This is a genomic window from Vibrio sp. 1S139 (genome assembly GCF_041439475.1).
In the GTDB taxonomy this organism is placed as follows: Bacteria; Pseudomonadota; Gammaproteobacteria; order Enterobacterales; family Vibrionaceae; genus Vibrio; species Vibrio crassostreae_C.
On record NZ_JBGOOD010000009.1, the window covers coordinates 1 to 12108 of the forward strand.

Below are 12108 nucleotides of genomic sequence, written 5' to 3' on the forward strand. Positions count from 1 at the left end.
ACGATTAGTCAAATATGGCGTCGTTGAACCTCAAGCTGATTTGATCAACAACGCCACTATTCTCTGTGATGACTATTGTGCAGACTTTTGTGCCGTCATTTTGCGCAGCTCTTTGACTTCTGGATCTTCGTTGGTTGCGCCTTTGAATAAACGCTCATAATTATTCCAGATAATTCGAATCATCATCAGTGAAAACGCGATAGGTAAAATCATGTAGAAGTACTTCATCGGGATACCTGTAGTCTGAGACTTCCAAAACAGATTCATTTTGTTGAACACGAAGTCGTAGCTGAGGTAAACGAAGTAGCCGTTGAAACAGAGCCATAAGAAGTCAGCGATGGTTTCACTCACGGTCTGCACGATTGGCGGAAAGAATTTAAAGTGAAAGCTCACTCGGTTGTGCGCCGACATCTTGGCCGCCACAACAGCCCCTAGATAGGCAAACCAAACGAACATGTAAGTAGCGACCTCATCCCCCCAAGGGATAGAGTAATCAAAGAACTGGCGAGTAAGAATTTGTGTGAACAGCAATAGGACAAAGCTTGCGAGCAGCAGACAACACGTATATTCCTCAATGTTGTTTAAGTGCTTTTTTATTGTTTTAGCGACTGACATATAACCTCCAATGTTGATTTCCACATGACAACCAGTCGCTCACGGTCCTAAAAAGATCAGGTACAGAACAGATCAACGAGTAAAGCCATGTAAATGCCCTATCTCACTGTTCTATTGCTAGGTGATTAAGTAGCAGAGAGCAGCTGATAGGGCGAATCTAATCGTTACTTTCTACCTAGTAACTCTAGAACGTCGTCTAGCTTGTCTTTGCCCCCAATGCTTGAGTAGAACTTAGGCCAAACTGACTTAGTCACCTTGTTGATCCACTCTTGCTCGTTGTCTGCTGGGTCTGTGAATACCATACCTTTCGCTTGTAGCTCTTCGCGGATCTTGTTTTCCGTATTTTCTAGATAAGCAAAGCTGTGCTCTGTCGCTTCCTGACCTGCTTCAAGAATGATTTTTTGCATTTCAGGTGTCTGTTGTTGGAAAACCGTTTCACTCACAATCAGAGGTTCTAGAGAGAAAATGTAGCGAATGTTGGTCACGTACTTTTGTACTTCGTTGAACTTCATCGCGTGGACTGTGATGTAAGGGTTATCTTGACCATCTACCACGCCTTGTTGCAGGCCAGTGAAAGTCTCAGACCACGCCATTGGCGTTGGGTTAACGCCCCATGCTTGATAAGACGCAATCATGATTTCGTTACGAGGAACACGAATCACTAGCCCTTTGAGATCTTCTGGTGAAGCAACGGGCTTTTTCGAGTTAGTCAAAACCCTAAAGCCAGAATACGCCCAACCGACAATACGAACACCAGCATCACGAATCGTGTTATCGACTAAGTCTTGGCCTACTTGACCTTGAGTCAGTAGCACTGCTTCTTCTGCGCTTTGAATCACGTAAGGCATGGTCAATAGACCAACGGTTGGAGAGAAAGGCGTCACGTTGTTGATCGCCAGTACAGAGAAGTCGAGAAGACCGATTGCCGCATCGTTTACGGTGTCTTGCTCATTGCCTAATTGGCCATTCGGGAACAGATCGATTTTCACTTTACCGTCTGTTTTTTGTTCCATCAGCTCAGAGAATGAGGTCGCTAATTCCCATTGCGTACCACCAGCAGCATCGCCGATAGCCATTTTAAAATTCGCTGCTGCCGCGGTATGAGATAGCACCGCTGTTGCTACAATAGTGACACCAGCAATAATTTTATTTTTAATCAATTTCATAGTCTTAACCTTTCCTATCATACAGACTTCCTGCCTGTACTTTGCTCACAAGGTGACCTGGTACAACTTTCCTGGTCGTAGTTCTATTTCCCTATTTTGGAAACAATGTTCGGGTAGTTACAGCCTTTCATCCTTTAACGAATACCACTGATAAAGGAACCGCTGCCCCATTCTTCGAAACGGTGCAAACATCTCTGATTCCACCACTTCCCTCACGTTGGGGAACGGAAGTTTTGATTCAAATATTGGTAGGTCGAGCTTGTGACCTTCACCTGCTATCCATTGAGCAAGGCGTTTACCTGCTTGAGCGGAATACATCACGCCATTGCCGCCATAACCCAGTGCGTAGAAAATCGATTGCTTTGGATTCGGCTGATAGATTCTCGGCATCATGTCGTGGCTAACATCCACCCAACCCCACCATGAATAATCGATTTTTATCTGATCGAGAGACGGGAATTTTCGAGTAAGATCCGCTCTCAGCATGTCTTCATATTTCTTTTCAGGCGCGTTCTTGCCACTGATGGCACTACGTGTACCAATCTGTACTCGGTTATCCGGTAACAAACGGTAGTAGTGGCGCAGAATTCGAGTATCAGTAATCACTTGATTGGTTTTGAAGTTACACGCGGCGATTTCGTCTTGAGTCAAGGGACGTGTCACCATCGAGTTAGAAAGCACTGGCAACAGGCGATTCTTAAGCTCGGAATGCAGACCTTGACTGGTATACCCACCCGTACAAACACCGACAGAGCGCGCCTTCACAACACCACCAGGCGTTTTCAGGTAATGCACACCGCCACGAGTTTCCCAACCCATAACTGGGCTCGAAGGGTGAACTTTCACGCCGAGAGCTCGCGCCTTTCTTAGGTAACCAAACGCCAGTTTCCCTGCATGAATACCAATCCCTTCGGGTTCATGCATCGCGCCAGCCGCTTCTTGGTCGCCAACGTAATCACGCTTTACGGTTTCCGCATCTAAGATCTGCGCATCGTAATCGAACGTGTCACGCAGCAACTTGGCTTCTTTCTCGAGTGTTGACATCACTTTTGGACGATGAGCCACATATAAGTGGCCGCCCGGTTGTGGGTCACAATCGATGTCTTTGATCAGTGACTTGAACGTTTCCATGCCATCCACACACTCGCGGTGCATTTTTAGCGCGGTTTCTAGGCCCCAGCGTTCAATCCACTGAGAACGCTTCAAACGCCCAGAAGCACACTGTGCTTGGCCACCATTTCGGGTACTGCAGCCCCAACTCATACGGTTAGCTTCAATCACAGTCGCTTTAATGCCGTACATTTCAGCAAGGTGTATCGCGGTACTCAGGCCTGTGTAGCCTGAACCGATAATCGCCACATCGATATCCATGTCTGACGTGATGGGCCATCATCTTCAGGTGGTGCGCCTGCGGTATCTACCCAATAAGTCGGGGCGTATTCCTTACCGTGACCTGGGCTCTTGTCTTTAAGTGGATCGTATTTTGGATCGTATTTGTCTTTTGCTTGGGTGCTTTTCACCTTTGGCGGCACATCGGCTGCCGGTTGTTCCATTACTAAACTCATAATTCGACTCTCCTAGTCATAACACGTGAACGGGTTGCGATTTCGTGTCTAGCTCTTGGGAGTATTGCTGGGAGTCAAATGAGGTCGTGTTTTACGGAAGGCATTTTTTACGCTGATTTTTCCATCTTTCAGGGTAAACACATCAACCATACGAGCTTCGATGACGCTGCCATCCGGGTTCGTAGCAGAAAACGTTGATTCACTCACAGCGCGATCACCGCACACAAAGTGGACAGGGTCGCTCCAAGCCGCATCTGGAAAGTTCTGCCAAACCAATTCAAAGCTATTTCGAACCGCTTCGTACCCTTCGATAGTGTTTCCAAGCAAGCCTTCTCCTGCCACCGTGTGGAATACACAATCTTCTGTCATGAAAGACATGAGTGCTTCAATATCATGGTTATTCCACGCATCACTGAAAGACTGTAAAAAAGCGGTATCGACTTGGTTTTCCAGCACGAATGTCGCTGCATTGGTTTGCATATTCATATTCCAGAATCCTTTATGTTTTCGTTATTGGTTTAAATTTCAGTAGCTTTGCGCCACTTTTTTATTAGAGTGTTTAAACTAGATCTGTGAAAATTTAACAACTTGATAACAAGGTTCATCACTCTAACTTCGAGTTACTTTATAAACAATCTTTAAGCTCACAGATTTCATCTTTTTATAAATTAATTAGTGTTCTAATTTTATTTACACAGTCACTCACTAGATTTATACGAGGTCTAAATAAAATAATTAGAAATATTAGACTTTAGTCGAAGTCAAAATCTTGATGGTACTTTCGGCCATACTGCTCAAGTTTACGGTTATGGGTATTCACTTGTAATTCAATATTCCCCTCACCTTTATTAATAACTTGATTGTTATCTATATGGGCTTCATTTTTTATATCGGTTAGCTTCTCTTCGATATAATCAGTCGGTTCATTTAAAACATTCATGGATATTAACTCCTTTATCAGGTTTACTTTCACTGATGGAAGAATATGAACGGACACTAGACCGTTTGAATACTCTTTCTCATCATACAAAGGCTGAATGGCATCATTGCCACCTTCCTTAAATGGGTGAATGGAATACCACTTCTCCTTGCGTGGCTCTTGCTGATCGCAGTCCGCCACATTAAATATCTGAGTTTTGTTGAGATCACACGGCGAGCTAAAAACACTAACATTTTGATAATCAATAGCTTTTATAATATTGATACAGTCTTTACTTTGGCTATGACACACAGACCACAACGCATTGACCAGGTTATCTGTCCACTCAAGTAAACGGGTAGGAAACCCCTGTTTCTTGGCTAAACACATCAATAACCAATCGTTTATCTCGTGTGCACTCAACGAATGCCCGCCATAAACTCTCACGGTCGAGAGAATCTCTTGTTCGACACGGCGAATATTCTTTCGATTTGAGCGACCTAAGCTTGGCATCAGATTACTGTTTTCATAATCACACACGTTATAAATTAAACCACGATACCCACTACATTCAGCAATTAGCGAATCGATTATTTCATACAGTTCTTCTATTGAACTTATATAACGTTTATTTTTCACAACATGCATGTAATAGGTCACTTAATTTAAATTCGGTACAATCCAAGCATCAACATTTACGATTATAAAATTAACATCGTCAGCTATAACTTCCCAAAATAATAATAGGTATACATCTTCGTCAAAGAACTATTTTTGGATCCATTAGTTAAGGATCGATTAATAATAACGAGTGACAAAGTGTATATATCTAAAACCACTTATATACTTATGAGCCATTTAATTAGTGTTCTAATGTTTAACTAGAGATTATTGAACTAAGCGTTTATGTTCTTCACCTAAGCACTTGCCAATACCCGTTAATATTACCCGACCATGCGCTCGATAACCTTCTCGATGATGCGCTGGCCGGGCAAACTTCCTATGACTTATACGTAATCTTTGTATTTATCTAGGAAACGAACCGGTGTTGATAGTGCATCTCGGCGGAACGGGTCGCCCAACTCCTGAGTACACATGATTTCAATGATGGTTGTTTTGCCTTCGTTCATCTGCATGTCGATGGCTTTTTGCAAGGTTGGACCTACATCTTCAAGCTTATCAACCGTGATACCTTCAGCACCCATTGCTCGTGCAATCTCTGCAAAGCTTTGGTTATCCAGTTCACCAGCAACAAAGCGTCGGTTGTAGAAGTCGACTTGGTTCTTCTTCTCTGCACCCCATTGACGGTTGTGGAATACCACGGCTGTCACTGGAATGTTATGACGAACACATGTCATGGTCTCCATCAAGCTCATACCCCACGCACCGTCACCTGCATAAGAGATAGCAGGACGATGAGGTGCTGCCGCTTTCGCACCAATAATGGTCGGGAACGCGTAGCCACAGTTACCGAAACTCATTGCTGCAAAGAAGCTGCGTGGTTTTTCAAAGCGTAAGTAACTGTTTGCCACTGAGTTGATGTTACCGATATCCGTCGAGACCATTACGTCTTCTGGCATCGCTTTTTCTAGTTCACGCAATACTTGGCGTGGGTGTAGATATTCACCACCAGAGAACGGAGTCTCGTGTGAGTTTTCCTCAATCATATCTAAGCTGAACGAGTCACGTTCGTGTGTCCACTCATCAAGCTCTTTTTCCCAAAGTGCTTTCTCTGTTGCGACTGTGTCTTGGCGAGCGCCTTTGTTGTCATCACATAAGAGTGCACGACCTTCCAATCTCTCGGTTAGTGCCACAGCTGCCGCTTTCGCATCACCACAAATACCCACAGAGATCTTCTTAACCAAGCCAAGCATCTTGTTGTCTGCATCAATCTGAATGATTTTCGCGTTCTTCGGCCAGTAATCCATACCGTGTTGAGGCAATGTGCCAAATGGACCAAGACGTGTTCCGAGAGCAATAACCACATCCGCTTGAGCCATCAACTTCATTGCTGCTTTCGAACCTTGATAGCCTAGAGGACCACACCATAATGGGTGGCTAGCAGGGAACGAGTCATTGTGTAGGTAACTGTTTACTACGGGTGCTCCTAGTCGTTCTGCCAGTGCCGCACACTCTTGAACGGCATCTGCCATTACCACGCCACCACCAGAGATGATGACTGGGAATTTCGCTTCAGCAATCAGGTCTGCCGCTTCATTCAGAGATTTTTCACCACCTGGACCACGATCTAAACGCGCTGGTTTAGGGATCTCGGTTTGAGTTTCACCATAGAAGTAGTCACGAGGAATATTCAGTTGAGTTGGCCCCATTTCGCTCATTGCGCGGTCGAAGCATCGGCCTGTGTATTCCGCCATACGATCTGGGTGCGTTACGTGTCCTTGATACTTAGTAAACTCTTGGAACATTGGAAGCTGGTTACATTCTTGGAAACCACCTAAGCCCATTGTTTTAGTGCCTGTCTCTGGCGTCACAATTACGACCGGGCTATGTGCCCAGAACGCAGCTGCAATTGCTGTTACACAGTTACTGATACCTGGGCCATTTTGCCCGATGACTATACCGTGGCGACCAGATACACGAGAGTAACCATCTGCCATGTGGGCAGCGCCTTGCTCGTGCACTACTGGGACCAATCGAATGCCAGCAGGAGCAAAGATATCCATTGCGTCCATAAATGCTGACCCCATGATGCCGAACATGTCGGTAACATCATTAGCAACCATAGTTTCAACGAACGCTTCTGATGGTGTCATTGTTACTGTGCCGGAAACAACCGTACGTTTTTCTTGCTCGCTCATTCTTCCATTCTCCTTGAGTTAACCAAAATTTCATTTTTCGGAATGAATCGTCTCTTTTTCGAATTCATTTTCACCTTAGTAGTAGAATTTTTACGCGTCAACTTTTTATATTAAATTGGAACAATTCATTCTAATTAATAAAACTGGATCACATTATTGGTAGTTTTTCGTACAAAAGGTGCCGTTAACTTAGGTTGAGCTGTTAATAATCGACGACATAGCGCAATAGCTGCGACAAGTAATGGGTTATATAGAGGGAAGAATGATGAAAGAGTCGGAATTGATACCAACGCGACAAGTAAGTGTAAGAGAGTGCTTTGGCATCGACAGCAACCTAACGGTGATGGCGTTTGAACATGCGGGAGAGTATGTGCCAAAAATCGATCCTAACTACTGTTTTGATCCTGAAGTGACGCTGGCCATATTGGCGGGGTTCACTTCCAATCGCCGCACGCTAATACAAGGTACGCACGGGACGGGCAAGTCTTCTCACATTGAACAAATTGCCGCGAGATTGAATTGGCCGTGTTTGAGGATCAACCTAGACGGACACCTGAGTCGATTGGATTTCATAGGTAAAGACAGCATCGTCATTAAAGACGGAATGCAGGTGACTGAGTTTAAAGAAGGCATTCTTCCTCAGAGCATTCAACAACCCATCGCACTGGTATTGGATGAGTACGACGCTGGTCGCCCTGACGTGATGTTTGTGATTCAGCAATTATTAGAGCAAGACGGCAAATACACCTCCTTAGAACAAAACCGAGTGATCACACCTCACCCTTCTTTCCGCCTGTTTGCTACCTGCAACACGCTTGGCTTGGGTAACTTTTCAGGTTTGTATTCGGGTACTCAAGTGCTTAACCACAGTCAGTTAGATAGATGGAACATCATCGCTACGCTCAACTATTTAGACCCACTACATGAAACCAAAATCGTGTTATCTAAGCTTCCGCAACTGAATAATGAAAGTGGCCGACAACAGGCCGAGAAAATGATCGCAACCGCAAGATTAACGCGTAACGGGTTTCGGGCTGGCGACCTTTCGACTGTGATGTCTCCGCGAACAGTGCTCACTTGGGCTGAAAACATCCAAATATTCGACGATGTAGCGACGGCATTTAGGCTTTCATTCTTAAATCGCTGTGAAGACGAAGAGAAAGAGCTGGTTAGCGAATACTATTTCCGTTGCTTTGGTGAAGCCTTGGAAGTGCATACTCAAAACTATTCGCACTCGGAGTCGTAAACCATGGCCAATGTTTCTTCTCAGCAGAAAAAGATCCTCGATATTGGTGTGTCTGTCGCCAGAGCAATCAGTGGCGAACTCAATCTGAACTATCGGGGAGAACGTCTCTATAAAGGCAATAGCCCCTGTTATTACCAGTCTGCACACACCAACGATCTCACCTTTGTTTCTCGCCATGAGCTTAGAAACAGCAAGCTTTCGATGCAAGGCAAGATCGATTCATCGGCATTACGACTCTTGCTTTCAGATGCTGATCTTCATTACTCATTGCGACCGAAAAACGAAGTCGAACGTCTGCTTTACGACTTCTGCGAACAGGTTCGAGTTGAATCTCAAGTCCCACCTTATCTAAAAGGCGTGACCACTAGCATCCAATTCAACTTTGCGTATTGGAGCGGCCAATATCATCAGAATGGCTTCACCGAATCACGAATCGGCATGTTGCTGTTTACTCTGATGCAAGTCATCCACACCCGTTTAACTGGTGTTCCCGTTTCTGAACCTATCGCTGAAACCATTGAATCGACTCGCGCCGGCATCGTGCCTACTTTTGGGCATAGCCTGAAGCACTTAAAGCAACATAGAACCGACCAAGAGTCATTTGTACACAGCGCCAACGAGTTGGCAGCCCTTGCACAAGAGCTCATCAACCAAGAGCAAGAGAGCGATAACTCGCCCACGCCAACCGTTGAAGAAGACATCAAGATCCTTGCGCAACTTGCGCTTATCGTTGATGGCGACATTCAAGATCAAGACGTCGATACTGACATCACAGGCAGTAGTAAGGTGTTCGAGCTTTCGGGCGCGAATTATCAGGTCTTTAATTCAGAATTTGATCAAGTCATCGCCGCAGACAAACTCGTCAGGCGCGCCCTATTACTCGAACTGAGACAGAAACTCACCGATGACATCATGGTGAGACAAGTAAACACTCGCCGTTTGGCCGCTATGCTCACTAGTTTTGTTGCCACGCCACAGAGGAACCGACGTCAGGACCATTTAGAAGAAGGCATTGTTAACGCCACTACCATCACCAAGCTCATCACTTCGCCATTAGATCGCACTGTCTTTTATCAACCTGACATCGGTACATCTCATCAATGTGCCATCACATTTTTGATGGACTGCTCTGGCTCAATGCAAAAGCACAGTCACAAGCTAAGCCTACTGATTGATACAATTCTCAAATCCGTTGGACTGGCCAACATCCCTTTCGAGATTATTGGCTTTACGACCAATAACTGGAACGGTGGCAAGGTCTATCGGCAGTGGCTTAAACAAGGCCAACCAAAGCACCCGGGCCGCTTAAACGAAGTTCGGCACATCGTATTTAAGGATTTTGATACCCATTGGAGACGTTCTCGACTTGGCATTGCGAGTCTTCGTAAAGCCGACATCTTTAAAGAAGGGATTGATGGCGAAGCGGTTCAGTTCGCGAGTCATCGATTGCAGCAGCACACCGCCCAGCGAAAGGTTTTGATTGTGTTCTCAGACGGCTGCCCGATGGATACCGCTACCAGTACCGCCAACGATCAGTTCTATTTAGATAACCATCTCAAACAGGTGATTGAACGTGAGTCGACCAAAAACGGTATTGAGATTCATGGTGTGGGAATGGGAGTGGATTTGAGCCCGTACTATCGCAGCAACATCACGTTAGATGTACAAGAGAGCTGCTTGTTTGGGCTATCTAGGAGCATATTTGAGATGCTAAAGCGTGTTTAAACAGGGAAGCTTAGGCTAGCGAATCACTAGCCTCCTTTGTCGAGAATGGTTTTACGAGGAGCCAAACAACGACCATGCAGAGACAGCCATCAAATATCCGCCTATCAGCATTAACACCGTAAACACCAGCTTTCTGAGTTGATCATTAGACAACGGCGGTGGGAAACGCCGAGCAAACATTGTGACAAGCGCCACCAGAGGAACAGCAATAGCGGATAACCACAATATGCTCTGTTCCATGTCGCCCGCCGCATAGACATTGACCGTACGGGACATCGACGTACAAGCGAAAACCATCAGCAGTGTGCTTCGCACCAGATCGAGCGAAAAAGGTTGCCGATAGAGATGATAAACAATCGGTGGACCTGCCATCCCAAATAATCCCCCCGCTAACCCAGAGCTAAATCCTGAGACAAGGAAAGATACGGTTGTCGAACGGACCGTTCTAGTTTTAGGTTTAAACATAAAGCTCAAACCAGCGAACAACACCATGGCACCCAATAGCCCTCGTAGGATTTGGGTTGCCGACTCGCTCAACGCGTCCAGCAAGTACACGCCCATCGATACGCCGGGAATAATACCGATGACTAACACCACCAGAATCTTGAGTTCCCCAAGCAGTGGCTTACCCATCAACGCCACCAAGCAATTGAACAAGGTCACAATACTCACCACCGCGGCAATAACATTTAAGGAAACAAGATTAAGGCTGACCGTTAGCCCAATCACAATGATACCGAGACCAAATCCAGTGACAGTTTGGAAATAAGTACCTACCGCAATGATGGCAAGAATGGCGAGTAAAACAGGTAACTCCATTAGCTATCCTAATTAGGTTATTTGGGGGTAAATATGAGTGCAAGATTCCGCATTAGTTTAAGCAACGAGTGTTAATACCGGAATTCAAACTCCGACTCTTCTCTTTCTTCAACATCAGCTTCAGAGTCAGCCTTAGAGTCAGATACTTTCCCTTGCTGCGCTTGTACCGCGGTAACGGCAATGACATTAAAGATATCTTCGGCACTACAGCCTCTGGACAAGTCATTCGCTGGTTGATTCAGCCCTTGCAGCAACGGGCCAATCGCAACAGCCCCACCTAGCCTTTCCGCAAGCTTATAACCGATATTACCGGCTTCTAAGTTAGGAAATATCAACACGTTAGATTGACCTTTGACCTCTGAATCAGGCAACTTTTTCGCCGCTATTTCAGTGACAATCGCCGCATCGAGTTGAACGTCCTGATCGACGGCGATTCCGGGACAACGTTGTTTCACGAGTTGAGCAGCATTACGAACCTTATCGACCGATTCGTGTTTGGCACTCCCGTTGGTCGAAAACGACAGCATCGCGACTTTAGGCTCTTCCATCAGTAGCGTTTGAGCACTGTTTGATGCGGCCACGGCAATCGATGCCAGCTCGGTTTCAGTGGGGTTAATCACCAAACCACAATCGCTGAAAATCATACCGCCTTTAAGATTATGGAAAGGCTCACACAGCATCATCAAGAAGAAACTTGACACCAATTCGCTGTCCGGTGCAGGGCCGATAATCTGCAGCGCAGCTCGCACCACATCAGACGTGGTATAAACCGCGCCATTAACTGTGCCGTCTACCAGTCCTTCCCTTACCATCAAATTGGCAAAAACAAGTGGATCTTGAACCAGCTCTAGGGCGTCATCATAAGTCATGCCTTTAGCTTTTCTTAATGTATACAGCCGCTCAGCGAGCACTTCTTTGAGTGACGACGCCTGTGGAGAAACAATATGAATGCCAGCGAGGTTAATGTGGTGAAGTTCTGCAGCAGCGATGATCGCCGATTCATCGCCCACAAGTGTGATGTGAGCGAGCTGTTTGTCGATTGCTATTCTTGCAGCAGCTAGCACTCGCGGGTCCTCCGCTTCACTCAAAACAACGCGCTTACGATCTAAATGAGCTTTATCAATAATCCGTTCAATCGCCTTCATCTTTAAGTTCCATTTATTGAGATTAATTGTTCCATAATTTATATTTATATTATTGGAATAACAAAAAAGGTCAAATTTTATTCAGATAA

The 12108-nt window shown here is 45.5% G+C and carries 9 protein-coding genes and 1 pseudogene; 2 read left to right on the plus strand and 8 right to left on the minus strand.

The features are described 5' to 3' along the window. Positions 1-72: 72 nt before the first annotated feature. From ACED46_RS05030 to xsc, 6 genes and pseudogenes are all read right to left on the minus strand, one after another. The gene (locus ACED46_RS05030) at positions 73-615 is read right to left on the minus strand and encodes a TRAP transporter small permease (RefSeq protein WP_017064289.1); all 543 of its coding nucleotides are present in this window, start codon (positions 613-615) and stop codon (positions 73-75) included. A 164-nt stretch (positions 616-779) separates the two neighbouring features. After that, the gene (locus tag ACED46_RS05035; protein WP_048609745.1) at positions 780-1781 is read right to left on the minus strand and encodes a TRAP transporter substrate-binding protein; all 1002 of its coding nucleotides are present in this window, start codon (positions 1779-1781) and stop codon (positions 780-782) included. A 117-nt stretch (positions 1782-1898) separates the two neighbouring features. Beyond that, positions 1899-3346: pseudogene (locus ACED46_RS05040) on the minus strand (NAD(P)/FAD-dependent oxidoreductase). A gap of 48 nt (positions 3347-3394) precedes the next feature. Continuing rightward, positions 3395-3832, minus strand: a complete 438-nt coding sequence (locus ACED46_RS05045; protein WP_108167542.1) for a nuclear transport factor 2 family protein — start codon at positions 3830-3832, stop codon at positions 3395-3397. A 265-nt stretch (positions 3833-4097) separates the two neighbouring features. Then, positions 4098-4913, minus strand: coding sequence for an FRG domain-containing protein (locus tag ACED46_RS05050; protein WP_371721006.1), 816 nt, complete (start codon positions 4911-4913; stop codon positions 4098-4100). A 359-nt stretch (positions 4914-5272) separates the two neighbouring features. Further along, positions 5273-7084: a sulfoacetaldehyde acetyltransferase gene (gene xsc, locus ACED46_RS05055; RefSeq protein ID WP_371721007.1), complete on the minus strand. Its 1812-nt coding sequence runs from the start codon at positions 7082-7084 to the stop codon at positions 5273-5275. 262 nt (positions 7085-7346) lie between these two features. Here xsc and ACED46_RS05060 point away from each other — a divergent pair, with 262 nt between their 5' ends. After that, a complete protein-coding gene (locus ACED46_RS05060) occupies positions 7347-8330 on the plus strand; it encodes an AAA family ATPase (protein ID WP_371721008.1) in 984 nt (327 codons plus the stop codon). Between the two features lie 3 nt (positions 8331-8333). Continuing rightward, complete coding sequence (locus tag ACED46_RS05065; RefSeq protein ID WP_371721009.1) at positions 8334-10055, plus strand: cobalamin biosynthesis protein CobT; 1722 nt, start codon at positions 8334-8336, stop codon at positions 10053-10055. A gap of 51 nt (positions 10056-10106) precedes the next feature. Here ACED46_RS05065 and ACED46_RS05070 read toward each other — a convergent pair whose 3' ends face one another. Further along, the gene (locus ACED46_RS05070) at positions 10107-10874 is read right to left on the minus strand and encodes a TSUP family transporter (protein WP_371721010.1); all 768 of its coding nucleotides are present in this window, start codon (positions 10872-10874) and stop codon (positions 10107-10109) included. A 71-nt stretch (positions 10875-10945) separates the two neighbouring features. Further along, positions 10946-12019 carry a phosphate acetyltransferase gene (gene pta, locus ACED46_RS05075; RefSeq protein ID WP_371721011.1) on the minus strand — a complete coding sequence of 358 codons (1074 nt, stop codon included), beginning with the start codon at positions 12017-12019 and terminating at the stop codon, positions 10946-10948. Positions 12020-12108 lie beyond the last annotated feature (89 nt).

What these genes read in the sequence shown, in the direction of transcription:
- ACED46_RS05030 (WP_017064289.1), bottom strand. Translation starts at nt 615, where the DNA reads ATGTCAGTCGCTAAAACAATAAAAAAGCACTTAAACAACATTGAGGAA.
- ACED46_RS05035 (WP_048609745.1), bottom strand. Translation starts at nt 1,781, where the DNA reads ATGAAATTGATTAAAAATAAAATTATTGCTGGTGTCACTATTGTAGCA.
- ACED46_RS05045 (WP_108167542.1), bottom strand. Translation starts at nt 3,832, where the DNA reads ATGAATATGCAAACCAATGCAGCGACATTCGTGCTGGAAAACCAAGTC.
- ACED46_RS05050 (WP_371721006.1), bottom strand. Translation starts at nt 4,913, where the DNA reads ATGCATGTTGTGAAAAATAAACGTTATATAAGTTCAATAGAAGAACTG.
- xsc (WP_371721007.1), bottom strand. Translation starts at nt 7,084, where the DNA reads ATGAGCGAGCAAGAAAAACGTACGGTTGTTTCCGGCACAGTAACAATG.
- ACED46_RS05060 (WP_371721008.1), top strand. Translation starts at nt 7,347, where the DNA reads ATGATGAAAGAGTCGGAATTGATACCAACGCGACAAGTAAGTGTAAGA.
- ACED46_RS05065 (WP_371721009.1), top strand. Translation starts at nt 8,334, where the DNA reads ATGGCCAATGTTTCTTCTCAGCAGAAAAAGATCCTCGATATTGGTGTG.
- ACED46_RS05070 (WP_371721010.1), bottom strand. Translation starts at nt 10,874, where the DNA reads ATGGAGTTACCTGTTTTACTCGCCATTCTTGCCATCATTGCGGTAGGT.
- pta (WP_371721011.1), bottom strand. Translation starts at nt 12,019, where the DNA reads ATGAAGGCGATTGAACGGATTATTGATAAAGCTCATTTAGATCGTAAG.